Genomic DNA, 26555 nt, shown 5'->3' on the forward strand with positions numbered 1-26555 from the left:
TTCTCACCCGCGTGAGAAAAAATTCTCATGCGGGTGAGAATAAAAAAATCAGGTAGATTTCCTTTCTCCTATTTCCTATCTCCCGATCTATTTCAAACCTTTCGCATAGTTTTGCAGACCGGTTTGCAGGAATTCTACGTAGCGCGATACCTCTTCATCGTAAGCGTATGGGCTGTTCAGCGGCATGCCGTCGTTGTCGATCAACACATAGAAGGGTTGGGCATTGGCGCCGAACTTCGCGCGTTGCAGATAGCTCCATTTATCGCCAATCGTACGCAATGTTCGCTGTTTCCCGTATTCCTCTACCGTGAGAGGCGTCGCAAGGGGCGTTTTGTCGTCGACAAAGAGGGTGATCAACACATAGTCTTCGTTGATCAATCCGCTTACCTGGGTGTCGGTCCATACCGCCAGTTCCATTTTCCGGCAGTTCACACAGCCATAGCCGGTGAAATCTAGCATAACAGGCTTGCCCTGTTTGCGCGCGTATTCCATGCCGGCGTCAAAGTCGTCGAACTGCGCATGCACCTCGCGGGTGTATAGATTGAAATCCTGTGTTTTCATCGGTGGCGAGAAAGCGCTGACCGCCTTCAGCGGTGCTCCCCATAAGCCCGGTATCATATAAACGGCAAAAGCCAGCGAGGCCAGGGCGAGGAAAAAGCGCGGAACGCTCACCTTTGTGTTATCATCGTCGTGCGGAAATTTGATCTTCCCCAACAGATAGGCGCCCAACAAGAAGAAGAGCACGATCCAGAGCGCCAAGAACACCTCCCGGTCGAGGACGCGCCAGCCATAAGCCAGGTCGGCCACCGACAGGAATTTCAAAGCGAATGCCAGTTCCAGAAAGCCCAAGGTGACCTTCACCACATTCATCCATCCGCCCGATTTGGGCATCGATTTGAGCCAGGAGGGGAAGAGGGCGAAAAGGGTGAAAGGAAGCGCCAGGGCAATGGCGAATCCCAACATACCAATGGCGGGTGCGATGATGCTTCCGGTGGAAGAGACCTCTACCAGAAGGAAACCGATGATCGGCCCGGTGCAAGAGAAGGAGACTAATGCGAGCGTGAAAGCCATCAGGAAGATGCTGAGCAGTCCGGTGGTCTGTTCCGCTTTGCTGTCGACAGCCGTTGTCCACTTCGCGGGAAGCGTGATTTCAAAGGCGCCAAAAAAGGAGGCGGCAAACACCAGCAGCATCAGGCAGAAAAGGATATTAAACACCGCATTGGTCGAGAGCGCATTGAGCGCGCTTGCCCCGAATATCAGGGTGATAGCGATACCCAACGTCAGGTAGATCACAACGATAGAGGCGCCATAGGTCCAGGCGTCGCGTATCCCTTTTTTCTTATCCTTCGTGCGTTTGAGGAAGAAGCTGACCGTCATGGGAATGATCGGCCATACGCAGGGGGTGAACAAGGCCAACAGGCCACCGAGTAGTCCGGTCAAAAAGATATAGAGCCAGGAACGATCGGATGCTTCCGCCGTCTGATCGCCGAAACTGTTCAGTTCGGTGATCACCGGTTTCCAGTAGTCGGCATTGCCGAGAGCCGGTGTTTGCCCTCCTTCGGGAGCGATCGCCACAGAAGCGGTGCCGGGCTCTTTGCCAAAGGAAAACTCAACGCTGGTAGGCGGCAGGCAGCGCTCATCGTCGCAGGCGCCATACTCCATATAGCCTCGCAGGTAATAGTCCGCTTCGGTCAGGCGCACCTTTTGCACAAAGGTGGCTTTTTGTTCGAAGTAGCGCAGTTGCATTTCGAAAATCTTGTCATACATTTCCTGCTCGTCGCCGACGGGAGTCAGTTCTCCCACCAGTTCAGCACCTACGATCTGCTCGATATGAAACGTAGCCGAGGTGGGGCCGTCGTCGGGCAGGGCGGTTGAATAGACATGCCAGCCCGGTTCGATCTCTCCGGTGAAAACAATTTCCGCCTCCCCGGGGGCGAGGGTGTTCCACTTGGTGCTGAAAACAACAGGATCCTGTATTTGAGCAAAAGCGGAAACACTCCCCCAGAGGATTAATAAAAAGAGTTGTATTAGTTTTGTGTTCATAGTGAATTCGCGTTGTTAAGAGAGGGAAGGAATTTTAGGGTTGAAACAGGCTCTCCAGTTTGTTAGCCAGCTCTTCGCCCCGAAGGTTCTCGCCGACCATGACCTTTTCGGCATCGATCAGATACATGGTAGGCACGAATTTTATCTTATAGAGCGCGGCGATCTCGCCTTTGTCTAAGAAATTAGGCCATGGGAGCTGTTCCTCTTCGAGCGCTTTTTCCCAGTCTTCTGCTTTTTTGTCGATCGAGATGCTGATAATCTCGAAACCTTTGTCGGCATATTGCGCATACAGGTTCTTCAGGTTCGGAATCTCTTTGCGGCAGGGGTTACACCAGGAGGCCCAAAAGTCCAGGAGGATATACTTCTTACCCTGACAGAGTTCGTCTAAGCTAACCTTTTTACCGGTGGCATCCTCAATCGTGAACGCCTCGACTTCAGACCCTACCTGTCCGGCGGGATAGAGTTCTTCTTTTACCTTTTTTCCGTAATAGCTCTGTTTTACTTCATCAGAGAAGGCCTCATACCAAGACTTTTGTTCTTCACCCAGATACGAGGTGAGGGTGATCATCATCAAAGGACCCCAGAACGTATCTTTATTGTCCATCACAAGCTGCTCATAAGAGGAACTGACGGTCTGGAAGAAGTTTGATTCCGATTCGGCCATCGCCTTGTATTCCTCGGTTTTTGTAAATTCTTCCAACGCAGCCTCGTTTTTCTCCTGACGTAGGGCTGATAGCTTGGCGTGCACCTCCGCATAGGTTTCGTGATGCGCATTGTAAATATCATCCATTTTGCCGCGTATGCTGTATAGCTCCATATACTTCTTGGTGAGAGGAGATCCTGTCACATTCAACCCGGAAAAATCATACTGTGTAGTGCCGTCATAGGCTTTGCTCTCTGTTAGCTTCCCGTTGATAGTGATATCGGCATTCTCCAACATCATCAGTTGGGAGCCGTAGGTATCTTTTACACTCAGTCTTACTGCCCGGGGCTCTTCCATCTGTCCCTTGAGGGTGAATTTACCGTTGACCGCTACTGCTTCGGCTATAGGCATTTCTGAATCATGACTTATGGGAGTGAATTGTATCACAGCCTCCGCTGGCAGTCCTTCGATCTCTCCGTTGATGGTATACGAAGTAGCCTGGCGTGGTGTGCAGCCTGCCACTAATAATAGGCTGCAAAGAGTTGTACTTAGAATTGTTTTCAGATTCATGTTTTTGTTTATTTAGCTGTTATTGACTTTATCTTTCCGAATCCGGTGGTGATCTGCGGGTTGACATGGTCGGGAGCAAACATACCTCCCCACTGCCAACGGGGTGCGCCGCTATAGGGGTCTACCTCGAACTCCACAAGGCTACCCTTCTGGCTGTTTTCGTTCCATACACCGATCCACAACACATTACCTGCCGACGGGAAACCGCCGCCACCCTGTCCGAAAAAGACATGCAGGCAGGTCACTTCATCCGTTCCTTCGCATTCGTAAATGGTGGTAGCCGTGGTCTGTCCGGAGCTGGGCGAGAAGGAATAGACGCCCTTTTCGGTCGCGTAGTAGAAGGCGGAGCCGTGGTAGTTGGCGGTGAAATACTTCGCGTTCCGGATGTCCTGGCAGTCGCTCAGGTCGATGATCGATCCGGCGCCGTTTCCGCTCAGGTCGCCATTGTCGACCACGTTGCTGAACTTAAGGATGTAAAGGTATATCTTCCCTTCCTTTTCGATAAGCGCATAGGTTTTCCCGGCTTCTCCGGCACCGATAAACAGCGGTTCTGCCGGTAGGCGTTTGGCGTCGATAATGGCATCGGCCGAGGTGGTTTTAAACTCGCTGACCTCTGTCGCTGTTGGGAAGTAGGGACGGAAGCCCTGGCTCTTAGTGTCGAATATCACCTGGTCGGCATTGATGGCGCCGGTGACGGCACCCCAGCTCACACGTGTCTCGTCGCTTAGGTAAGTGGCTGCCTGGTAGTTGCCCCCGATGGGTGCGGAGAATTTGCGGTCGTTGGCCTTGCCGGTATAGAGCACATGCAATTTACCGTCGTTGATCAGGAACTCACATTCGTTGATATACTTCATGGTCTGCGGCGCATAGGTCGGCAGGGAGTAGAACATATTGTCGAATGTCTCCATCAATTCCAGGCCGGAAAAGTTGAGGCGATAACCATTCTCTTCGGTGAAGGCGTAGTAGTAGTCTTTTCCGTAGCTGATAAAGGAGGGCTTGCCGGAAAGCGTCTCTCCGCTCAAGCTGCTATAATAGCGGGGAATAAACGAATCGCCTCCGTAGATCAGGCAAAGAGCGCTGGTGTAAAAGTCGATATCGGTCTGCCCGTTATACTCCGAAAGTATGTAGGCACCGCTTTTGGCTCCCGCCTTTAGGATGTTGAAATACATTTCCTGCATCTTCATCGTGCTCCGGAGTCCGCGCACGGTGTCTTCCACCACTAAGTAGGACGCCCACATACCCGGCGCCAGGTTCACCTTCCAATCAATTTCCAACGTGCGACAAAGGGTATCGGGCGCGGGATAGACCATGCTGTTGCCCACCTGCACCTCTTTGTAAGGATAGGGATGTGCGATCCAGGCATAGGTCAGATTCTCCGGATAAGGATAGTTGACGCGTGGACTCATGCGGATGGTGTCACCCGGATAGTAGTTGTAGGTAAAGGCGGTGCGGTTTTCTACGCCCACGGTATCGATCTCTATCACGCCCACCTCGCTTTCGCTGAGGTAGATATAATTGCCGTCGTCCTGATAGCAGCTATAGAGTCCTGCCGTCAGAAGAAGGGCGATAAGTATGTTTTTTATTATTCTCTTCATGATTGATCTGTTTAGAATGATATAATAGATGATTTAGAAGGTCACCAACTGTCCGTTCTCGTCGGTCAGCGGATTGCCCGGATTGGCCTGGTTGTAAGCGGTCAACGCGTTTTTCATGCGGATCTTATAGTTGTTTAGTTCCGCCCAGTTCATGTCTTTGAATTCGCCAATCGCCAGGGTATCGATGATAAAACGATGTTTGGTCTGGCTGTATGCGCCGAAGAACTCTTTCAATTCGGTATCCCAGTTTTGTGGTTTACTCAACACATCGTTCCATTTCAACAGGAAATGATCCTGCTCAATCACGCCGGAGGTGAAGTCGCTTGATGGCTCTATCTCGATATAGAGGCGAACCGTTTCCTGCAATAACTCCTCGGTACGCAACAGGGTAATTGTGAAATTAGCATTATAGGCGTTAGCCGGAATGGTCACTTCGGCGGGCATCTCGTATTGAGAGCTCTTGGCGGTGCTCTTTTCAGAGACAACACGTAGTTTCACTTTCCGCTCAGCAGGCGAGTTGTATCCCATAACAAACAGGCTCATATTCATCTCTTGCCGGGTTATCTCGGAGGGATAAGCGGCAAAGGAGAAGGCCAACGAATCGGTTTCGAGCGCCCATTCCTTCGGGCCTTCCAGACGCACACGCGCTTCGTCCTGATAATAAAAGCCATCGTTCTGGCAGGATGTCCACAACAAGGCGAACAGGGACGATAAGAAGATTATTTTCGTTATTTTCATTGTCTTACATTCTTTTAAATGGTTATTTGCGATTTCCGAATTCGATCTCATTGTCCGGCATCGGCAATACATATACATTGTCACTGGTATTGACCGCAGCTCCTTCGATACGCGGGGCATTCAATCGTTTGTAATAATAGAACATCTGTGCTTCGCCCAGGAATTCTTTCCGGTATTCCTTGCCAATTTCCTCCTGGATCTGCTGGGGTGTCAGATTGCTTTCGAGGGCAAAGTCCTTCAGATTGCGGTAGCTACGCACGATATTCAATAACTCGATAGCACGCGCGGGGTTGCTTTCTTTCAAGGCTTCCGCAGCGATGTAGTAGGATTCCGACTTACGGATCACAGGCATCACATCGTTATACGCGCCGCCTACATACTGGTGGTATTTCCAAAAGTATTTGCCGTCGCCATCGTAAGAGAAACCTTTCAGCATGCGGTAGTCGTTACCATAGCCTTTACTTGTCTTCTCAAAGATCTGATCGGCTTTGTCGTCGGAAGGGGTCAGCGTGTTGTTGCCCGACGATGAGGTGAAATAATATTTCACAATGTTATCCAGATCTTTGATGTTGAGATAGAAAAGCGTTTCGTCTCTGAATATACGGTTGCATTGTTCCTCTTGGGATACTTCAATCGAAGAATAGTGCGTCCAACCGAAATTGCTATTATCCTCTTCGCCCTCTTCAATGATGATATTGGCATATTCCAAGGCTTTGGCCAGATCGCCTTTGTAGAGATAGGCGCGTGCCAGCGTACCGATCACGGCATAATAGTTGAAATAAACCCGGCGGGCATAACGTACCTTGTAGTCTTCATCCAACAGAAAAGGATCTACCTGTAACAAATCGGCCGCTTTCAACAGATCGGCAATGATCAGATCGAGGGTTTCCGTGACGGTTTTCTGCCCGGTAATGCCTTTTCCGTAGCTATCGACGTATGGCACTCCGCTGGCCTGGCCGTTGCTGGCAGGCGAAGGCGAATAGAGACGCAGCATATCGAGGTGCAGGAAGGCGCGCAATCCCAAGGCTTCCCCTTTGTAGAGGTCGTGGTTGTCGTCGCTGAATATATTCGGATCCACTTCGTCGATGTACTGAAGCAGCACATTCAGGTTGGCAATCTGGTTATATGTGCGTGTCCATATCTGGTCGATATAGCCTTTGGTGCTTGTCTCTTCGTAGTTGTATTCGCCGGCATAGCGATACATACTGTTGGGTTTCAGGTCGTAATCCTGTGACAAAACAGAAACCAATCCGAACGACATATCACGTCCGTACATGGTGGTTTGGCTCATGGCGGTATAGACACCGGTGAGCTGGTCTTTGAAACCGTTTTCGCGCTCGAAGTGCAGGTCGGTCGGGATCTCCGATTTAGGACGCACATCCAACCAGTCGTCGCAAGAGGTCAATAGCTGACCGCCGATAAAGAGCGAGATTCCTATAAATAATATATTTCGTTTCATATTGTTTCGTATTAATGGTTAGAATGTAGCCTGTACCGCAAACGAGAAGCTACGGGCAAACGGATAGGTGGTACCACGCTCTGTTTTCACAGAAGAGATGATAAACAAATCGTTCAGATAAGCAGTCACCTTCAGGCGTTCCAGGAAAGAGTTCTTCACAAAGGCGCAGTTCCGGAAGTCATAATAGAGATTGACAGAGGAGAGGTTCAATGTGTTATAGTCTTCCACAAAGCGAGAGGTCGGACGGGTGTACGATTTATCGGTGATCGCTTTATAAAGCGCCACATCGCCCTCTTTCTGCCAGCGGTCGGTGAATACCCGGCGGTCGACATTGTAGTAAGGACTGGCATTCTCCACTTTGTTCACCAAGGTAGAGTTGTAGATCTGTCCGCCTAAGCGATAATTGAAGGTAGCACCGAAACCGAATCCGTTTATTTCGGCATTGAACCCGAAGTTACCGTTGAACTCCGGTTGCGCGTCTCCGCAAACCACCTGGTCGTCCGCATCCCATTCGTAGGTGACGGTTCCGTCCTTTTTCAGGTAGATCTCTTTCCCGTTCTGCGGGTCGATACCCAACGAACGTACAGCCCAGATAGCGCTCAACGATTCACCCTCTTCGTAACGCACGGAGGGAGCGGTGATATTGCTCTTGTTGTCATCGTTTTCTTCTTTGCCTTTATTGGCGTCCTGATCTTCGTTGAATTTACGCAAGCTGTTCGATATCTTGGTGATTTTGTTCCGGTTGCGTGAGATGGAGGAGAACACATTGACATAGCTGCGTGTCTTTTTGTCTTCCCAGAGGCGGGCATTCAGGTAGCCTTCAAAACCTTTGTTTTCCGTTTCGCCCATGTTCTCGCGGTAGGTACTGAATCCGGTCGATTGGGGAACGGTGATGTCTGTCAACATACTCTTGGTCGTAGCCGTGTAGTAGTCGAAGCGTCCGGTGAGTCGTCCTTTCAGGAAGCCGAAGTCGACACCCACACTGTTATCATATTTCTTCTGCCATTGCAGATCAGGGTTTGCCAAGCCTACCAGGTAGGAACCGATCATCCCGTTGTAGGAGTAGTTGCCATAATATTTCACCGTTGCCAACGCCTCGTAGGTACTAAAGCCCTGCGAACCGGTATATCCGGTGGAAAGGCGCAGCTTCAACTGGCTAAGCCATTCACTGTCCTCCAGGAACTTTTCTTTGTGGATGTTCCATCCGGCGCCTAACGACCAGAAAGAACCCCAGCGGTTGTTGGCACCAAACTCGGAAGAACCCGTCAGGCGGTAGTTTCCGTCGAAGAGATAGCGGTCGTCGTAGGAGTAGTTCACCGAAGCAATACCACCCACGCTACGCGAAATACCTTCGTATCCGGTCGGTTTGGTCGTCTCCGTATCGTATTGCACACCGAAGATGATATGGTCCATGTTCTCATTCGGGAAACCTTCCGCCTGCATGGCAGAGGCATTGTAGGTGTAATTGGTGAAATTTACCTGTCCGTTGAAGAACAATAGATGCTTATCCATCTGTATGGAATAGCTGACACCCAGGTCACCATTCATATTGAAATGATCGCCATTCTCCTTGTAGTAGCGCCCTTTTTTGTACATATCTTCCGCGCTGAAGTTGATGAAGTCGGTATGCGAGGCCGGTCTGAAGTTATCCAGCGAGGTGGTTTTCTTCGTCAGTCCCAGGCGTCCCGTCAGCTTCAGATTGGTCAAGATGTTCCATTCTGCGTAGAAATTATTGGTAATATCTGTGTATTTAGAAAGGTTGGTTGTATTGATCGTGGAGTTCCACATCGGATTGGCCGTCTTTGTTCCACCGGGTACATAGCTGTAGCTCTGCATCAACTGGCCTTTTTCGTCGTATAGACGGCTGTAGGGATTCATAGTCGTATAGGTATAGAAGCTGCCCCAGGGCGATTCGTTGGCTTCGTTGTAGGTGATCGAAAGCTTGTTGCGGAACTGGAAGTTCTTCACCCGGTAGGAAAGGGTCACGCCTCCCGCAAAGGTCGAACGGTCTGATCCTTTCATAACCCCCTGTATATTGTTATAAGAGAGGTCGACGCCATAGAGCATATACTGGTCGCCCCCTTCGAGGTAGAGCGCATGCTTCTGTCCTACACCGGTGCGCACCGGTTGCGCTTTCCAGTCGGTATTGACACCGGCCAGTACCTCCCGCAGTTTGGTTTCATATTCTTTCTGATAAGCGATCTGCGTCACTGCGTTGTCGCTGTAATACAATCCCGCCATGCGTTCCAGTTCCAACTTCTCAGCCGCGTTACAGAGATCGTAACTGCTCAGGTCGGGCAGTTCCAGGTTCAGGCTTCCGTTGTAGGTCACCTTCATGCGTCCCGCTTCCGGACGTTTGGTTTCCACTACGATTACCCCGTTGGCTGCCTTCGAACCGTAGATAGCTTTCGCGGTCGCATCCTTGAGCAAAGTGATGCTTTCAACCATATTCATATCGAGGTCCATGATCTTTGTCAGGTTGGTTTCAAAGCCATCCAGGATAAACAGCGGTTGGTTCGGATTAGAAACATATTCCCCTTTCAGGTCATTCAGCCCCGTTTGTCCACGCATCTGGAAGTCAGGCATGGCATTGGGGTTGGATCCGGCACTCAGGTTGTCGATCTGCACAAAGGAAGGATCGAGGTTTGCCAGGCTGGAAAGCAGGTTCTGGTTTCCGATCTTCAACAGTTCTTCGCTTTTGACCGTAGAGACAGCTCCCGTATAGGTGTTAGCTTTACGCGTAAAAGCACCCGTTACGACCACCTCTTCCAACACTTCGGAAGCATCCGACAATTTGATCTGATAGCTCTCTTTGGATGTCAACGTCACCACCTGGGTGGTAAACCCTAAGAAAGAGACTTCGATCTCTTTGGCTGTAGTGGGCAACACTAAATGAAAATGCCCGTTCGCATCTGTCGATACGGCAAACAAACTCTCCGACGCGTTGACTTTTTTCTGCATCACATGCGCACCAGGCAGTGGGTCGCCGCTTTCATCGGTCACAATACCACTGATTGTTCTTGTGTTCTGCGCATAGGTTACGAGGTTACCCAGGGTGAACAGTGCTAAGACAATCAAAAACCAGCGGCATCGTACCTTGTGGCCTGAATAGTAAATAGCATTTCTAATCATATTTCCAAAATTTGTATTGATTTAACGAGTCCAAATAAAAGGAATAAATAACGAAAAGCCGCATGGGAAGGGCTTCCAAAAACGGCAATTGCCTTATATGGAAAATTTTGTAGTCGTCAGTCACTGCGCGACTTGGCAGTTAACGTATCTCCTGAATCTTGTTCTTGTATTGCGCCGGAGTCATACCCACGGTGTTCTGGAAGAGTTTGTAGAAGGTGGTCATGGAGTTGAATCCCAGATCGGCCGAGATGGCTTTGAGTGGCGTGTCGTTGGCCGGATCACTCAACAGGCGCACCGCCTCATTAATACGATAGCGGTTTATATACTGTGTAAAGGTTTGGTTGGTCTGTTCGTTGATCGCCTGCGATAGGTAGGTACGGTTGGTGTCTAATCGCTCGGCGACCTTCTCTTTGGTCAGTAGATTATCGCGGTAGATCTGTTCGGATTGCATCAGTTTCTCTAAGCGCAGAAAGAGGGAATTCTTTTTCTCTTCGGTTAGCGACGATTGCGCATACTTCTCCATTTCACCGTTTTTTTCATTCTCTCCGGCGGCGGCCTGTTGCTCTAATTCCTGTATCTGCGATTCCAGGTTGCGCTCTCGCCGGATAGCCTCTTTGTTTTGTTCCACGATGGCGCGATAGAAACGATTCTTACGATGATAGAGATAGTAGAAAAAGAGTGCCACCGTCAGAATAACAATCAGGATAAAGATCAATAATTGCTCCTGCTTAGCCTGCTGAAGCAATTCCATTTTTTGCTGTTGAACGATATTTTCATGACGCTCCATATCATATTTGACACGCAGGTCGCTGATGATTCGTTCCTTGTCGGCACTGAACAGGCTATCGCTCTCTACATGATACTGCCGCTGACAATCCAATGCTTCGGCATACATCCCCATGGATTCATAACAGACCGACAGCTCTTTCAATAATTCATCACGGTAGATGGGCATATGGCTTGTGCGCGACAAATCGATCGCCTCCTTAAGCAGATCGATCGCTTCGGAGGTTCTGTTCAATAACCTCAACGCCTGTGCATAGCCATTGAGATTGATCACCACCGAAGAGATCTGGTTTTTCTCCCTTTCGAGCAGACCCTTTTCAAAATATTCAAGCGCCTGGGTGGGATCGCCTTGCGCAGTGAGTATCTGTCCGTAGAGCGCGTAGACCTTTGCCTGGTTGTAGAACTCGTTGCGAATCATGATAAACTCCGCCTCTTTGATGTATTGCAGCGCTTTTTCATAGTCTTCCATCAGAAAATACAAATAAGCGGCGTCGATGCTGCTGCAATAGATGGTATATACATCGTTTTTTGCATGCCCCAGTTCGTAGGCCTCCAACGAATATTTCAATCCGGCGGGATCCCTTTTCAGGAAATAGATGCCGGAGAGGTTCACCAACAGGAGCGAATGAAGCTGTTCGTGTCCGCATCGTTTGGCCGCCTCTATGCCTTGGAAGAAATAATGTATGGCAGAATAATAGTCCTTATCGATATTGGAGGCATATAAGCCCAGTCCGTTGTAGATGGAGCAAAGTGCCGAGTCTTTCTTGAAAGATAATCCCAAGGACTGCGCCTGTCCCAGGTGGTTGAAGGCGCTGCGATTGCCCTTCATCAGGTTGGCCTGCCCCAGGCATATATGTGCGTAGAGAATGGCATTTTCATAATCCTGCCGTTCAAAACCGATATCAAACAGCTTCTCTCCATAATGGATAACCTGGTCGTAGTCTGCCTTGTGCAGGTAGAGGAAACAGATCTTTTTCAATAGCTCTACATTATCCGGATCTTTTTCGAGAAGCGCCTTTTGCTGCACGATTTCCTGCATCTCTTTTTGTGCATGCGCCGGGGCGGCACACCATAAGAGCAGTGCAAGAAACAGGTAGTAGTATCGCATAAACAAGCGCCTTTCGAGTGAATAATATGACTATGGCAGGGAATCCCCTTAGACAAAGTTAAGGAATTTAAATGGTTTTTTTCTGTTTCCCACCAAAGAAAGTGGCTGCGGAGAGGAAGATACCTCAAAATACAAAGTGTAAGCAAAAACCGGATTTTGCCTTACAATATGATACGTTAAAAAGTGTTACTCGCAGGACTAATTTTAAATACCCCTACGTTTTCGGAAAAATAGTCGGGCGTTTTTGACAAAATGTAAGTTTGGGGATATTCAAGTTTTGGAAGATTTGAAGGTCAGCCCCTCCAACCTCCCCCAAGGGGAGGCTTAAGGTCGTATCTTCAGATTTTGGAATATTTGATTCCCAAGGAGCGCTACCAGCGCGATTCAACTTAGCCCATGGGTGACCGTTAGGGAACCCTGGGTCGTTTAGGTTACACTAAATGGAACTCTGAAGGAGTGACCATTGAGTATTATATATATAGTCGTTCCTTCAGAACTCCATTATTATTATACTCTGATACCCAGGGTTCCCTACGGTCACCCATGGGCTGGGTTAAATCGCGCTTGCGGCGCTCTGTGGGAATCTTCCAATTTTGGAAAATTTGAAGGTGGGCGAGGCGCACTGAAATAATTTAAATCCCGCAGGGATTTCCTATTCGTAACCCTCGGTTAGAGAGCGAAGCGAACAACCGGGGGTATTCCGCTAATAATAACTAACGAACCCGGAATGGGTTCAACCCACTTCGGGGTTGCTCGGAGAGTAGATCTTGTCTATCTACCACGGGTTTGCTTCGCTACACCCGCGGTTACGAATAGGAAATCCCTGCGGGATTTAGTGAAAGCCTTCCAATTTTGTAAAGTTTGAAGGAACGGAGATAAAATGGCTGAAAGCCACAATGGGCCTGAAGGGCCGAGTCCCGGAGGGACGAAGACTTAGCCCACGGGTAAGCAGACTGAAAGTCTGCGCCACCCTGGGTTTAGAGGGTATATAAATAATGAGTTCTGAAGGAACGAAAGAAGAAATTCACTATTTACAGAACCTTTCACCATATATCCTATCATACTATCTATCGTTCCTTCAGAACTCGATTTCTTGTATCGTTATGACACCCAGGGTGGCGCAGACCTCCGGCCTGCTTACCCATGGGCTAAGTCATCGTCCCTCCGGGACTCGGCCTTCCAGGCCCGCTGTGACTTTCAGCCATATAAAGAGAATCTTCAAATTTTGGAAAATTGAAAGGAACGGAGATCCCATGGCTGAAAGCCATGGGATCTTTGCGTCTATTTATTTCTTATCCTTATTGATCTTTATTTCGATAATAAAAGCAACCAACAGACCGATGCCACCGAATAACAGGACGGAGGCTCCATAGAGCACAGAGGTCACTTCGCGTTGATGCCAGTCGTTGCCTTTGATAAGATCCGCAAATGCTATATTCAAGAAAAAAGCGACCAATAGTCCTAAACCGATTCCGGCCATCAGGAACCCTATCTTTAAGGCACTAAAAGAGAAGCGGTTGAAACTGGGCAGGGTTAGTTTCCCGTCGAAGGCGATTGAACTGATCTTTTCGCTCATTTTCTCGATAATAGCCAAGCGCTCTTTTTTGCGAACAAACAAATCAAAAAGTCCGTAAACACCGGCTACGCATATTCCCACCACCAGGGGAATAGTAATAAACTCCATCATAATCGTATTGTTTTAGAATGAATAATATATTTCGTTTGCCTATTTGACGCACCTCTTTGCGACAGGTTACACTTTACGCGAGAAAATAAAATCATTCTTGTTTTTTTATTTTTACCTTTAGAGGGTGTAACCTATAAGTTCGGTTTGCGTCCATACAATATAAATGGAGTTGTATAGCGACATATATTACGTGCAGCGGATACAGGAGGGTGATATTTCCTGTTTCGCCTGTTTAATCGACCGATATAGTCAGCAGGTACACACATTGATTGCCCGGGTGGTGACCAGCCGGGAAGATGCGGAGGAACTGACGCAAGATGTCTTTATGAAGGTCTACCGTCACCTTTCTTCTTTTCAGGGGAAAAGCAGCTTTTCGACCTGGCTCTACCGCATTGCTTATAATGCAGCCATTTCGGAAGCGCGGAAAAAGAAGCAGGAGTTCCTGGCGATTGATGAGACACAGATCGAGAATGTATCGGAAGAAGAGATCGAATCCCGCTTGGGGCATACGGATCATTCCGAGCAGATTGCGCTGTTGGAAAAGGCGTTGACGCAATTATCGCCCGACGACCGGTTTATCATCCTCCTGTTTTATATGGAAAGTAAATCGATCGAGGAGGTGTCGGCCATTACCGGGCTGACGGAATCAAATGTAAAAACAAAACTGCATCGCATCCGAAAGCGGCTGTATGCATTATTAATGAAAGAAAAGGAGAAACAACTATGAACCGATATGAAGAAAAGGATTTTTTAGGCAATCTCTTCCGGCAACTGCCCGGCGAATCGCTCCCGGAAGATTTCCGCAGGCATATGATGTGGAAGATCGAAGCCGAAGCGGCACGTATCCGCAAGCGCAACGAGCGGTTGGGGCTATTAGCGGTGATCATTGCCTCGCTGGCTATCATCACATTGGCCGTCTTTGCCATTATCTACCTGGAGATACCGAAAATAACAATTTCGGTTTCGGCACTTTCCTCTTTGCCTTTTTATTTCTATATTGGCGGCTTGGTACTGCTTTTGCTTGGCGGCGACTACATCATGCGCAAGCGTTACCGGCAAAAGCATAAAGAGAATTTATAAATGATAAATACATTTCAATTCATGAAACAGATTTCCTTTCTCCTTTTATTCACCGCATGTCTCCTTTTTGCGGGATGCGAACCGAACCAAACAGTCACTATCACCGGCAAAGTAACCGGTGGAAACGATCAGAAGTTATTGATTGTTCCTCCCATAGAGGGATATACCGCCAATTATTTCAGCGAAGAGATCACGCCGGATGCGGAAGGGAATTTTTCCTTTACGTTTACTGCCCAGGAGGCCTCTACCGCTTCGGTCATTCTATATGGGAAGGGATCGAAGATGTTTATCGTAGAACCGGGAGAGACATATCACTGCGACATCGACAGTTCGGATGGATTTATCCTGAATATTCAAGGAAAAAATGAAGAGGGAAACCGCCTCTTCACGGAAAAAAAATACCACGATGCCTATTACGATCCGTTGCGCAAGGCGTTGGTATCGAGAGAGAATCCGCTCGCTGCCGAAGAGATCATCATTCGCGTAAACGAACAGAAAGAAACAGAACTGGCCGCTTTCCGCACGATGCAGCAGGAGGGCAAGACCAGCGCCGCCTTCCAACGGGTGGTTGAACGCGAATTGCAGGGTTATTATGCCTATCTGTCGTGCGACATTTTGCAAAGTTATATATCTCTGAACCAGGGTAAAGAAGAGGCGGCACGCCCTTATAAGGAGGCTCTATTTCTCACGATGGAAGCCAATTCCCCGACCGATAGCGAATTATCCAAGTCTTCCTCCTGGTATAGGTACACCAATATGATCTACGGAATGACTATGCAGGAGGAGTTCAGCCGCGAAGAGCTGATGGAGATCTACAACCAAGGATTAGGTATTACTCACCAAATGGAATGGGCATCGCTTTTCTTCACCGGGAAAACCAAAGAATATTTTCAGGCATATCTGTTGTGTCGTGAAGGCTCCCAGTCGCAATTCAACAAAGAACTGATCCCGCTTTTTGAGCAATTCCAACAGAACTATCCCCAGAGCGCCTTTACCCCTTACATCAAACCGCAGATCGATCCGATCGTCGATTTCTATGAAAAGATAAAAAATCCTTTTAGCCCGGCCATGAAACTGGTGGAGAATATGGATCATATCGCTTCGCTTAAAGAGGCGGTGGCCCCCTACAAAGGGAAGAAGATCTATGTCGATGTGTGGGCTACCTGGTGTGGTCCCTGCAAAGAGCAATTTAAACACAATGGTTCCCTTAAAGAGCTGTTGAAAGAAAAGGGTGTTGAAATGCTTTATATCTCTATCGACCGCCCGGAAGATAAAACCAAGTGGGAGAATATGATCAAGTATTATGGGCTCGAAGGGAATCATATCCTTGGAAGCGAAACGCTCATCAGTGATCTCAGGAAGATATACAATCAAAACGGGATGTTAGCCATTCCCTGGTATATCCTGTTCAACGAAAAGGGAGAGATCATGCAGTTGCATGCCAAACAGCCCTCGCAGTTGGAAGAGTTGAAAACATTCCTCTAAAAGGACTTTAAGGTCTTTAAAGTCCTTAAGGTCCTTAAAGACTTTACTAATCTACTGCGACTTCCGGTAACTGATAACAGCCCAGATATTAAAGAAGAGCGTCATGGCGATAAGCACCAGCATATCGATCCAGAGGTCGGCGATGGTGCTTCCGCGGAGGTAGACCGATTGCAACACATTCACCACATATTTTGTAGGCGTAAAGGCGGCAATTCCTTTTGCCCAGCCGGGCATACTGTCGATGGGGGTCAATAATCCCGACAGCATAATAAAGATAATCACGAAGAAAAACATCACGAAGAGTGCCTGCTGGATCGTGGCGGAGTGATTCGATATCAGGAGTCCGAAGCCGGTCATGGTCAGGATAAAGAGCGCCGCGAAGAAGTATAAGGTCAGGAAATGCCCCAGCGGAACCAAGCCGTATATCAGCCAGGCAAACAAAAATCCAAACGAAACAGCCACCAGGCCAATGATCCAGAACGGGATTAGTTTGGCCAATATAAAGGCGAATTTCCCGATAGGGGTCACATTCAATTGCTCAATCGTGCCCATCTCCTTCTCGACCACGATATTGACCGCCGGAAGAAATCCGCCCAATATGATGAGTGTGATCATAATCAGTCCGGGAATCATGGTGAACCGGTAGTTCAATGTCGGGTTATACATATATTGCGTGATCAGCTCCACCTTGGGAGAGACGATAGATGACGGCCTATTGCCCGTTTCGGCCAATGCACGCGAATACTGCATCAACAACTCATTCATATAGGATTGCCCCATCACCCCCTTCATGCTATTCACGGTGTTGATGGTGATTTGCACCGGTGTCGTTCCGAATTGCACCAGATCATATTCGAATCCGGCAGGTATTTCCAGTATCAGGTCGGCATCCCACCGCTCCAGATCGGCAAACGCCTCTCGATATATACCTGTCTGCGATTGGAGATTGAAGTAGGTAGAATGTTCTATCTGCCGGATTAAATCGCGTGAAAGGGGCGAGTGGTCGTTGTCGACAAGCGCTACCTGAATGTTTTTAATATCCAGATTGGTTGCCCAGGGCATGATCAGAAGCACCGCAAGCGGGAACATAACAGCCACCCCCACCATAAATTTATTGCGAAGCAACTGCTTAAACTCCTTTTCCAACAGATATTTCAGGCCCATATCTCTTTTATTTCTTTGTCGTTATTCCAACCGGTTATTAAACTTACGCAGACTAATTGTGATCAACAAGACAGCCATAACGATCAGAATCACGATCTCTTTCCATATAAAACTAACCGGCAGGCCGGCAATCATCAGCTTGCGAACCGCCATAATATACCATTTCGGTGGCAACAGGTGGGAGAAATACTGCAATATCTCCGGCATACTCTCCACCGGGAAGATCATACCACACAAAAGAATCGTCGGCACCATCAATAACATCGAGGAGAACAACATGGCAATAATCTGCTGATCGACCAGGGTAGACACCAGCAATCCCAACGAAAGCGCAATGATAATATAGATAAGCGACACGACACAAAGAGCCACCATACTCCCAGCCACCGGCACTTTCAGTACAAAAATCGACAACAACAGGATCGTCAACAGATTCACACACGACACCGTAAAGTAGGGAATCATCTTGGCAATGATGATATGGATCGGGCGAAGCGGCGAAACCAGCAGCACCTCCATCGTGCCCGTCTCCTTTTCTTTCACAATAGCGATCGAAGTCATCAACGCGCAGATAAGCATCAGTGTCAGCCCCATAATACCCGGCACGAAGTTGTAAGACGATTTCATCTGCGGGTTATACATCAGGACAACGTTGGGTACGATCCCTTTCCGCCCTGCGCCCGGTTGCATATCCTGCTGATACTGGGCAACAATCGCCGAGGCGTAGGCCGTATAACTCTGCGCCATACTGGCGTTTGTCGCGTCGACCACCAACTGCATGGCGGCTCCTTCGGGATCAAATACCTTTTCTGAGAAGTGATCGCCAAAAGCAATCACCATATCCAATTCCCTCCCCCGGAATTTCCGGTCGATATCGTCGGGAGAGTCCAGGCGCTCTTTCACCGTGAAGTATTCGCTGGCGTCGAGGCGATTCAGGATTTGCTCAACGGCATGGTCGGGTTCCGACGCGAGTACGCCGATATTGACATTGCGCACCTCGGTGGTCAAGGCGAACCCAAAAAGGATAATCATTACGACAGGCATAATCAACAGGATCATCATCGTACGCCGGTCGCGCAGGATATGATAAAATTCTTTTCGTACAAATACCCAAAATTCTCTCATAACTATTCCATCCTTTCTGCTTTTCTGGCCAGTTTGCGGAACACCTCATCCATCGACGAGGCATTGAATTGCTGCTTTAGGTTCGATGGTGAGTCGAGCGCGTCGATACGTCCGTCGACCATCATCGACACCCGGTGGCAATATTCCGCTTCATCCATATAGTGCGTGGTCACGAATATCGTAATGCCCCGGTTGGCCGCTTCGTATATCATCTCCCAGAACTGTCGCCGAGTGGTGGGATCGACCCCGCCTGTGGGCTCGTCCAGGAAGACAATCTTCGGCTCATGGAAGATCGAAACCGAGAATGCCAGTTTCTGTTTCCACCCCAGCGGCAACGAATCGACCAGCGTATCGCGCTCCTTCGTGAAGTCCAATCGCTCGAGCAATTCCTCCGTTTTGCGGGCGATATCGGCATCTTTCATCCCGTAAATCCCGGCATATAGGCGGATATTCTCCCACACCTTCAGGTCGCCATACAACGAAAACTTCTGGCTCATATAGCCGATATTTTGCTTGATCTTCTCCTGTTGGCGCGCAATATCGAAGCCTGCCACCTGCCCCATGCCGGAAGTCGGGCGGCTCAGGCCGCACAACATACGCATGGCGGTGGTCTTTCCCGCTCCGTTTGCCCCGAGAAAACCGAATATCTCCCCCCGCCGCACCTCGAAAGAGATGTGGTCGACGGCGGTGAACGAACCGAATTTCTTGGTCAGATCCTTCGTTTGTATGACGATATCGTTATTCATATTGTATTTTCCCCTTGTCCATTAATCTTTGGCCAGCCGCATATAGCAATCCTCGATATTCGCCTCTACCCGCTCGATCCGAACAGCGCTATGCCCTTTCTGTTGCAGCTGCGCCAACAATGCGCTGCTGTCGAAACCACCGTCTGCCACCGTAAAGTGATGAAACTCGCCCGACACATAACAGTGATCGACGCCTTTGTATTCCCTGACATCGTGCAAAAGACGAAACATATCATCGCCTTTCACGGCATAAAGCGGCAGATCGAACTGGCGAATGATATCCATCGGCCGGTTGATCGACATAAACTGCCCGTTCTTGATCAGGGCAATGCGGTCGCATAGTTTGGCTTCGTCCATGTAGGGCGTGGAGACAATGATCGTGATCCCTTGTTTTTGCAGCCGGTTGAGCATCTCCCAGAACTCTTTGCGCGAGACGGGATCGACGCCGGTGGTCGGTTCGTCCAGGAAAAGCACGCTGGGTTTATGGATCAAAGCGCAGCATAAGGCCAACTTCTGCTTCATACCTCCGGAGAGTTTCCCGGCGCGGCGACGCTTAAAGGGCTCCAGTTGTTTGTAGATATCCTCCACCAGGTGGTAGTTCTCTGCGATGGTGGTGCGAAAGACCGAAGCAAAAAAGCCCAGGTTCTCTTCCACCGTCAGGTCTTGGTAGAGCGAAAAGCGTCCGGGCATATACCCTACCCGTTTGCGGATCTCGCGGTAATCGTCGACCACATCCAAGCCATCGATGCGGCATGTTCCCTCGTTGGCAAGAAGCAGGGTCGCCATAATGCGGAAAAGCGTTGTTTTCCCGGCGCCATCGGGCCCGATAATGCCGAAGAGCTCGCCCCGGTCGGCATCGAAACTGATGCCCGACAAGGCCCGGATGCCTCCTTCGTAGCTTTTATGGATATTATCGACAACGACCGCCTTCACTTTCTTTGGTTTAGAAGTTGACCTCTCCGTACATGCCGAGCTTCAGGTAACCATCGTTCCGAACAGCTATCTTCATGGCATAGACCATATTGGCGCGTTCGTCGGACGTGGTGATATTCTTCGGTGTAAACTCACTTTTTTCGGATATCCAGGTGATGGTTCCTTTGTAATCGCGTGAGTTGCCGCCACCAAAGTCGGCCTTCACATCTACCTCCTGTCCCAGGCGGATATCGATCAACTGATCGGAAGTGACATAGGCTTTCAGATGCACATCGTTCATATCCGCGATCTTCAACAAGGGACGTCCGGCAGAACAGAGTTCGCCCTCCTGTGCGTATTTAGCCAGTACCGTTCCGCTGATCGGCGAAACAATCACACATTTCCGCAATCGGTCTTCCAATTGTTCGATCTGTGCCTTCAAGCCGCCAATTTGCGCCTCTATCGTAGCGACTGATTTGTTTAATGTATTCTTCTGGGCTTCCAGTTGCTTTTCCAATACCTGGATGGCCGAATTGATATCGTCCAACTCTTTGGTTGTGGCGGCATCCGACTTCAACAGATTCTCTACCCGCTGTTTCTCTCTCTGCTGTTTGGCTAATTGTTCCTCGATGGGTGCCAGTTGAATGGAAACGATGGGGCGGCTGGCTTCTAATGCCAGGATATTCTGTTCCAGTTGTTGCTTTTGCAGGAAGAACTGGGTCGAATCGATCAGTCCGATTTGTTGCCCTTTTTCCAAGGCATCGCCCTCGCTCACCTGAAAGGTAAGGAGCATACCGGCTACCTCGCCCGACAAGATCACTTCGGTCGCCTGAAACGTACCGGTGGCATCTTGTTTCCCGCTTTTCCCTGTGCATCCGACCATCAGGGCTATTATAACAATGTAAACTAACTGCTTCATATTTTTTTGCTTTAATTATTTTCAAGCTCTTTAAGGACTTTAATGACCTTAAGGACTCTAAGGACTTTAAGGACTTTAAGGACCTTAATGACTTTAAAGACCTTAAGGACTTTCCCCAACTACTGATTCACCGTAAACTTCAGCTCATACATATTCTTCAACAGTTCGATCTCATGGGTCGCTTTACTCTGCCGTGCCAGGCTCTCCGCATGCATCTCGCGCAAGAGGTCGCTCACCGTGCGCGAGCCATTCTCGACCTGCACCTCTGTGCGTTCCCTGACCGCCTGCCTGAGGCGGATAATCTCATCGTCCTCGCGCATCACCTTCTGCATACGCTCTACCGCCAGGCTCTCCTGTGTCTTTTTCAGGTTCATATTATACAGGAAGGTCTCCCGTTGGCTGGCCAGTTGCATCCGTCCTGTTTCGATCTTCGACAAATCATTCTTCCGGGTATAATATCCGGAGATATTCCACTGGAACTTGATGCCGCCCATCAGATAGGGCGACCATTGATTCTCCATCATATCGGCAAACAGATTCAGTCCCGGATTGGCATAGGCTCCCTGCAGGAACACGCCGATCCGCGGGCGCACCTGGGCGTTGACCCCTTGCTGTTGGCTTAACAGATAACGATCCTGCGCATCGAAATAGCGCAATTCGGGACGTTCGATCGATAATTGCGGATGCAGGGAGGGCATGGCGGGTTTCGCCAGGGTAGTTGCTGCCGTAAACTCTTTATTAATCATAATACCCAACATGGTCCGGTACGCCTTTTGCGAAGCCTCCAGATCCGATCGTTGCTGGCGGGCGCTCAGAATCTCCACCCGGATCAGGTCGAGATCGTTCTGCCCGGCCACGCCATTGGTGACATACGACTGCACTAAGCGCTCATTGCGCTCAAGTTCCCCGATCAGGATATCGACCTCGTCCCGCTTCTCTTGCAAAAGAAGCGTGCCAAAATAGAGCTGGTTCACCCGCTCCTGCAGGGCATACATCTCCACCTCCCAACTCTGCATGGACACCTCTTTCTCGGCTTTTGCCCGGTCGACCTGGGCTTTCACCGCCCCGCCTTCGTAGATCGCCTGCTCGATCTGAACAGAAGCTTTGTACTGATCCTTACGCAATCCATCGAAATCAAGGGGAAACATACTCACTAACTCATCCGGAAAAGCCATGACATCGGTCTGATAGGTCGCCTGAAGCGCCACCGATAGTTGCGGCAGCCAGTTCTTGCGCGCGTTGGCCACCGTATAATCAGCCAGTTTGTCGATGAGTCCGCGTTGCTGAATAACCGGATAGTTATTGCGCGCCAGCTGTTGACATTCTTCCAGGGTGAACGTTTGTGCGGTGAGTAGGAAATTGGAAAACAGAAAAAGAATGAATAAATATCGTTTCATACTATTAGATTATATCCCGTACAACTTTTTCTTTTCACGAAGATAGCGAAGAGCCTCCGCAGAGACGACTTGGTATTGAACTATCTTGTGCAAATATAGAAACCTTTTTGAGATTCAAAATCTTAGCCGCATTTTTTTTGTTTTTTGCCTGCATAAATATATATCTTATTAGAGCCTTTGTGTCGGATAGTAAAAAAGAAAAGCGATGTAACATGATCAATGATTTATGAAACACAATGAAGTGTCGCTTCAGAATCGTTTGTAAAGATGTAACCTAAGTAAAGATACATGTAATATGAATTTTCTATTTCCGGAAGATTTATTGCTTCCTTTGTACAATGCATTTTATCAGCGAAGAAGAATAAAAGTAATAACCACAGAATAGAATGAAACACGTACTAAAATCACTATTTACCGGGCTTCTCCTGGTATGGAGCCTGACTGCTCATGGTTGGCCGGGCATGCCCACCCCACGCCTTCACGTAGAGGGCCGCTACCTGAAAGATCCGCACGGCAATATTGTCAATCTGCACGGCTTTGCCCAAACCTATAGTCCCTACTTTAATGAGACAGGAAAATATTGGAACAACTACGACGTAGAAGGCTGTTTGCGCTACAACAAATCTATGATCGATGGCATCATGGCTGCCGGATGGAAGATGAGTTTCCTGCGGCTGCATATGGATCCCTACTGGAGCAATGAGCCCGGTTGTTCGGGGCGCTATGAAGGCGAAGAGTGCTTTAGCGAAACGCGTTTCCGGAAGTATCTCGATGAGGTATTCATCCCGATGGCCGAGTATGCCATCTCGAAAGGATTATATGTTATCATGCGTCCACCCGGAGTCTGCCCCGAAGAGATGGGCGCCGGCGATGTGTACAATAAGTACCTATTGAAGGTATGGGACATCGTATCCTCACACACAAAGATAAAAAACATGGATGCCGTGATGTTTGAGTTGGCCAATGAGCCTATTCGCATTCGCTTGGCGGATGGATCGGTCGGTGCCAATTCACAGGTACATTTTGATGTGTTGAAAGAGATCTTTCAGCCGATCGTAGACCGCATACGTGCCAATGGGTTCCACCAAGTGCTTTGGGTGCCCGGCTCCGGTTATCAGTCGCAATACAAAGGGTATGCCGTCAATCCCATCGAAGGGGAAAACATCGGCTATGCCGTACACATTTACCCGGGCTGGTTTGGCAGTGCCAATGGATATGATGAGTTTCAAAAAGAATGGGATGCCAACATCAAACCCATAGCCGATTTAGCGCCCATCACCATCACCGAAATGGACTGGGCTGATGAAAAGTACAATGCCTCGTGGGGAAAAGGTCATACCGGCACGGCAGGCGGAGCAGGCTTTGGTGCCAACTTCAAGAAGATAACCGACGACTCGGGCAACGTAAGCTGGCTCATCTTTACCGAAGCGCACCGATTAGTACAGTTCTCGCCCATCCCCCCCGATAAAGGTGCACCATACACCTTCCTCAACGATCCCGAAGCTTGCCCTTGGCCCACCTACCATTGGTATCAGGCCTATGCCACAGAGAATTATCCACGTCCGGAATTTACCAATCAATCGCACAGCGACAATGGCGACGGGACCTACACCAACCCGATTATCCATGCCGACTTTCCCGATCCGGATGTGATCCGCGTGGGTGATGTCTACTATATGGTATCAACCACTATGCATATCTTCCCCGGCGCCACACTGCTGAAATCCTACGACCTGGTGAACTGGGCTTATTGCAGCAATCCGCTGGAGCTGATCGAATCGAGCGATGCCTACAACCTACTAAACGACAAAAGCCGCTATGCGCAAGGACAATGGGCTTCGAGCCTGAGGTATCATAACGGGACATTCTATATCCTTTTCAACACTCTTTCCGAAGGGGGATACCTGCTTACGGCTACCGATCCCGAAGGGCCATGGGATCTGCGCCATCTGTCGAGAGGCTATTACGATCCCGGATTGCATTTCGACGACAACGGGAAGATCTACGTGGTGCACGGCATCAACACGCTGACCATGACCGAACTGAATAAAAAATTTGAAGCCGTCAACGAGCAGAAAGTCATCACCCGCCCCGATACCGGGCTGGAGGGCAGCCATCTCTATAAGATTGGCGACTACTACTATATCTACGCGACCTACGGCGGTTGGCCTGCCTCGCAAACCGTTTTCCGCTCGACCAACATTTTTGGTCCATACGAAGAAAAGAAATTGCTCGATGAAGAGAATATTCACCAGGGTGCACTCGTCGAAACGCAAACCGGGGAGTGGTGGACCCTTTTGTTTTACGACAAAGGCCCTTACGGACGCCTGCCCAACCTGCAGCCAATCACCTGGACTGATCACTGGCCTGTTATTGGCGTGAATGGCGTAGCTGTGAAGAGCCATCGAAAACCAAACGTAGGAAAAGAATACCCCATGACGGTATTGCCTACCAACGATAATTTCCGCCATTGCAAACTGGGAATGCAATGGGGATGGAATCATAATCCCGATAACTCTAAATGGTCATTGTTCGAAAAGCCCGGCTATCTTCGTTTGAAGACCACCCATGTAGTGTCGAACCTGCTTGAAGCACGCAACACCCTTACCCAACGCGTCTTTGGCTACCATTCATCGACGAAAAGCTCTTATGCTACCATTTGCATGGATATAATAAATATGAAAGAGGGCGATGTGGCCGGGTTGACGGTGTTTCAGGATCCATACGCCTATATCGGTATTCAGATAGAGAACGGAAAAAAGCAACTGATATGGAAGAAGTGCGAAATAGAACAGGCCACCACGATTGCCGATCAAACAAAGAGAGAGGTCATCAACTGTGGGTCGGAAATCTATCTGCGGGCGGTTACCGACTACGGCACAGGCAAAGCCCGGTTCTATTACAGCACCGACAATGTGACCTATATCCCCTTTGGCGATGAGTACACCATGCAGTATAAGTTGTCTGTCTTTGTGGGAATCCGGTTCGGCATATTCAATTTCGCCACCCAACAGACAGGCGGATTTGTCGATATTGACTGGTTTAGTACCGAAGAATCGTTCCATGAATCCACCTATTACGACGACAACTTCACAGGTTATACCGAAGAGGAGATCACCGTCGACGCAATTTATACCGATCAAGAGGTGATCGACCTCTTGATTGGCACCAGCCAAACACTTAAGCTCTCGGCTCGTTTCAAAGATGGACATACAGAGAATATCACCACGCGTGCCACCTATTCCCTCTCGTCAGACGATGTGATTCGCCTCGTCAACGGTCAGCTCATTTCAGAAAGCGAAGGAAGCGTCACCGTAACAGCCACCTTCGACGACCAATTGGGCAACCGACAACGTACGACCTTCCGGGTTTCGGTCCATGTATTCCCGTTTATCACCGGACTGTTTAATCCGTCGATATTTGGCAACGGGACGTTCGATGAGACAACACGCACATTGATCACCAGCCAGTATGGTGCCGGTGGTTGGCGATACAGCGATGGGGTGGATTTGTCCGCTTTCAAATACTTGGTGGTAGAGCTGGATGCCGTGCAGAGCTGCGGAGCGGAACTGCGTCTTTTCGATGAAAACTCCTACTGGACCTCCTGTGCCGCTTATGCATTTGGCAACAACCTGCGGGTGGTGGTCGACCTCCACGCCATGAAAAAGAGCGATGATGCCAACAAAGTTTGCGATCCGTCACACCTTTATTACATCTGTTTTTGGTCGCTCGGCAATGGTGCGATCGACTTTAAACGTGCCTATCTAACCAACTCCGACAATTACGAAGACCCCTCCGGAACAGAAAAAGAGCCTATTGTGCAAAACGATGTCCCGGTCGATGTCTATACCATGACCGGGATCAAAATCCGTTCACAGATACTGCGAAGCGAGGCCATAGAAGGGCTCCCGGCAGGCATCTATATTGTGGGGAGAGAGAAAGTGATGATATTGAAATAGTAGATAG

Annotated in this window: 16 protein-coding genes and 2 pseudogenes; 4 read left to right on the forward strand and 14 right to left on the reverse strand. The window is 49.1% G+C overall.

Annotated features, from left to right (window positions below; all coding sequences use genetic code 11):
- Nucleotides 1–87 precede the first annotated feature (87 nt).
- From M2134_RS10435 to M2134_RS10470, 8 genes are all read right to left on the reverse strand, one after another.
- On the reverse strand, nucleotides 88–2043 hold the full coding sequence (locus M2134_RS10435; RefSeq protein WP_280750645.1) for a cytochrome c biogenesis protein CcdA: 1956 nt from the start codon (nucleotides 2041–2043) through the stop codon (nucleotides 88–90).
- Nucleotides 2044–2077: 34 nt separating this feature from the next.
- The gene (locus M2134_RS10440; RefSeq protein WP_280750646.1) at nucleotides 2078–3256 is read right to left on the reverse strand and encodes a TlpA disulfide reductase family protein; all 1179 of its coding nucleotides are present in this window, start codon (nucleotides 3254–3256) and stop codon (nucleotides 2078–2080) included.
- 8 nt (nucleotides 3257–3264) lie between these two features.
- A complete protein-coding gene (locus tag M2134_RS10445) occupies nucleotides 3265–4851 on the reverse strand; it encodes a PKD-like family lipoprotein (RefSeq protein WP_280750647.1) in 1587 nt (528 codons plus the stop codon).
- A 33-nt stretch (nucleotides 4852–4884) separates the two neighbouring features.
- Nucleotides 4885–5589 (reverse strand): DUF4843 domain-containing protein, encoded by a 705-nt coding sequence (locus M2134_RS10450; protein ID WP_280750649.1) that lies wholly within the window; start codon nucleotides 5587–5589, stop codon nucleotides 4885–4887.
- 22 nt (nucleotides 5590–5611) lie between these two features.
- A complete protein-coding gene (locus M2134_RS10455; RefSeq protein ID WP_280750650.1) occupies nucleotides 5612–7048 on the reverse strand; it encodes a RagB/SusD family nutrient uptake outer membrane protein in 1437 nt (478 codons plus the stop codon).
- A gap of 18 nt (nucleotides 7049–7066) precedes the next feature.
- Complete coding sequence (locus M2134_RS10460; RefSeq protein WP_280750651.1) at nucleotides 7067–10180, reverse strand: SusC/RagA family TonB-linked outer membrane protein; 3114 nt, start codon at nucleotides 10178–10180, stop codon at nucleotides 7067–7069.
- Between the two features lie 139 nt (nucleotides 10181–10319).
- A complete protein-coding gene (locus tag M2134_RS10465; protein ID WP_280750652.1) occupies nucleotides 10320–12074 on the reverse strand; it encodes an AraC family transcriptional regulator in 1755 nt (584 codons plus the stop codon).
- A gap of 1285 nt (nucleotides 12075–13359) precedes the next feature.
- Complete coding sequence (locus M2134_RS10470; RefSeq protein ID WP_280750653.1) at nucleotides 13360–13761, reverse strand: DUF6249 domain-containing protein; 402 nt, start codon at nucleotides 13759–13761, stop codon at nucleotides 13360–13362.
- 163 nt (nucleotides 13762–13924) lie between these two features.
- On the opposite strand from M2134_RS10470, the gene M2134_RS10475 reads away from it, so the two are divergent.
- Genes M2134_RS10475 through M2134_RS10485 form a run of 3 tightly spaced genes read left to right on the forward strand, consistent with a single transcriptional unit; the run spans nucleotide 13925 to nucleotide 16326 of the window.
- Nucleotides 13925–14488 carry an RNA polymerase sigma factor gene (locus tag M2134_RS10475; RefSeq protein WP_280750654.1) on the forward strand — a complete coding sequence of 188 codons (564 nt, stop codon included), beginning with the start codon at nucleotides 13925–13927 and terminating at the stop codon, nucleotides 14486–14488.
- On the forward strand, nucleotides 14485–14841 hold the full coding sequence (locus M2134_RS10480) for a hypothetical protein (RefSeq protein WP_280750655.1): 357 nt from the start codon (nucleotides 14485–14487) through the stop codon (nucleotides 14839–14841). The genes M2134_RS10475 and M2134_RS10480 overlap by 4 nt, the downstream gene beginning before the upstream one ends.
- A 21-nt stretch (nucleotides 14842–14862) precedes the next feature.
- Complete coding sequence (locus M2134_RS10485; protein WP_280750656.1) at nucleotides 14863–16326, forward strand: TlpA disulfide reductase family protein; 1464 nt, start codon at nucleotides 14863–14865, stop codon at nucleotides 16324–16326.
- A gap of 51 nt (nucleotides 16327–16377) precedes the next feature.
- On the opposite strand, the gene M2134_RS10490 is transcribed toward M2134_RS10485, so the two are convergent.
- From M2134_RS10490 to M2134_RS10515, 6 genes and pseudogenes are all read right to left on the reverse strand, one after another.
- Entirely contained in the window at nucleotides 16378–17490 is a 1113-nt protein-coding gene (locus M2134_RS10490) for an ABC transporter permease (RefSeq protein ID WP_280750657.1), read from the reverse strand.
- A 21-nt stretch (nucleotides 17491–17511) separates the two neighbouring features.
- Entirely contained in the window at nucleotides 17512–18615 is a 1104-nt protein-coding gene (locus tag M2134_RS10495) for an ABC transporter permease (RefSeq protein ID WP_280750658.1), read from the reverse strand.
- A gap of 2 nt (nucleotides 18616–18617) precedes the next feature.
- Nucleotides 18618–19361: pseudogene (locus M2134_RS10500) on the reverse strand (ATP-binding cassette domain-containing protein); the annotation flags it as partial.
- A 264-nt stretch (nucleotides 19362–19625) separates the two neighbouring features.
- Nucleotides 19626–20246 (reverse strand): annotated as a pseudogene (locus M2134_RS10505) (ABC transporter ATP-binding protein); the annotation flags it as partial.
- 58 nt (nucleotides 20247–20304) lie between these two features.
- Nucleotides 20305–21192: an HlyD family efflux transporter periplasmic adaptor subunit gene (locus M2134_RS10510; RefSeq protein ID WP_280750660.1), complete on the reverse strand. Its 888-nt coding sequence runs from the start codon at nucleotides 21190–21192 to the stop codon at nucleotides 20305–20307.
- A gap of 119 nt (nucleotides 21193–21311) precedes the next feature.
- Nucleotides 21312–22589: a TolC family protein gene (locus M2134_RS10515; protein WP_280750661.1), complete on the reverse strand. Its 1278-nt coding sequence runs from the start codon at nucleotides 22587–22589 to the stop codon at nucleotides 21312–21314.
- A 386-nt stretch (nucleotides 22590–22975) separates the two neighbouring features.
- On the opposite strand from M2134_RS10515, the gene M2134_RS10520 reads away from it, so the two are divergent.
- Nucleotides 22976–26548, forward strand: coding sequence for a family 43 glycosylhydrolase (locus M2134_RS10520; RefSeq protein WP_280750662.1), 3573 nt, complete (start codon nucleotides 22976–22978; stop codon nucleotides 26546–26548).
- Nucleotides 26549–26555: the final 7 nt, after the last annotated feature.

Origin of the sequence: Parabacteroides sp. PM6-13 (assembly GCF_029892605.1) — a bacterium.
Lineage (GTDB): Bacteria > Bacteroidota > Bacteroidia > Bacteroidales > Tannerellaceae > QVMG01.

Bases quoted from the DNA above. Each gene is read 5' to 3' on its own strand.
- M2134_RS10435 (WP_280750645.1), bottom strand. From the start codon at position 2,043: ATGAACACAAAACTAATACAACTCTTTTTATTAATCCTCTGGGGGAGT.
- M2134_RS10440 (WP_280750646.1), bottom strand. From the start codon at position 3,256: ATGAATCTGAAAACAATTCTAAGTACAACTCTTTGCAGCCTATTATTA.
- M2134_RS10445 (WP_280750647.1), bottom strand. From the start codon at position 4,851: ATGAAGAGAATAATAAAAAACATACTTATCGCCCTTCTTCTGACGGCA.
- M2134_RS10450 (WP_280750649.1), bottom strand. From the start codon at position 5,589: ATGAAAATAACGAAAATAATCTTCTTATCGTCCCTGTTCGCCTTGTTG.
- M2134_RS10455 (WP_280750650.1), bottom strand. From the start codon at position 7,048: ATGAAACGAAATATATTATTTATAGGAATCTCGCTCTTTATCGGCGGT.
- M2134_RS10460 (WP_280750651.1), bottom strand. From the start codon at position 10,180: ATGATTAGAAATGCTATTTACTATTCAGGCCACAAGGTACGATGCCGC.
- M2134_RS10465 (WP_280750652.1), bottom strand. From the start codon at position 12,074: ATGCGATACTACTACCTGTTTCTTGCACTGCTCTTATGGTGTGCCGCC.
- M2134_RS10470 (WP_280750653.1), bottom strand. From the start codon at position 13,761: ATGATGGAGTTTATTACTATTCCCCTGGTGGTGGGAATATGCGTAGCC.
- M2134_RS10475 (WP_280750654.1), top strand. From the start codon at position 13,925: ATGGAGTTGTATAGCGACATATATTACGTGCAGCGGATACAGGAGGGT.
- M2134_RS10480 (WP_280750655.1), top strand. From the start codon at position 14,485: ATGAACCGATATGAAGAAAAGGATTTTTTAGGCAATCTCTTCCGGCAA.
- M2134_RS10485 (WP_280750656.1), top strand. From the start codon at position 14,863: ATGAAACAGATTTCCTTTCTCCTTTTATTCACCGCATGTCTCCTTTTT.
- M2134_RS10490 (WP_280750657.1), bottom strand. From the start codon at position 17,490: ATGGGCCTGAAATATCTGTTGGAAAAGGAGTTTAAGCAGTTGCTTCGC.
- M2134_RS10495 (WP_280750658.1), bottom strand. From the start codon at position 18,615: ATGAGAGAATTTTGGGTATTTGTACGAAAAGAATTTTATCATATCCTG.
- M2134_RS10510 (WP_280750660.1), bottom strand. From the start codon at position 21,192: ATGAAGCAGTTAGTTTACATTGTTATAATAGCCCTGATGGTCGGATGC.
- M2134_RS10515 (WP_280750661.1), bottom strand. From the start codon at position 22,589: ATGAAACGATATTTATTCATTCTTTTTCTGTTTTCCAATTTCCTACTC.
- M2134_RS10520 (WP_280750662.1), top strand. From the start codon at position 22,976: ATGAAACACGTACTAAAATCACTATTTACCGGGCTTCTCCTGGTATGG.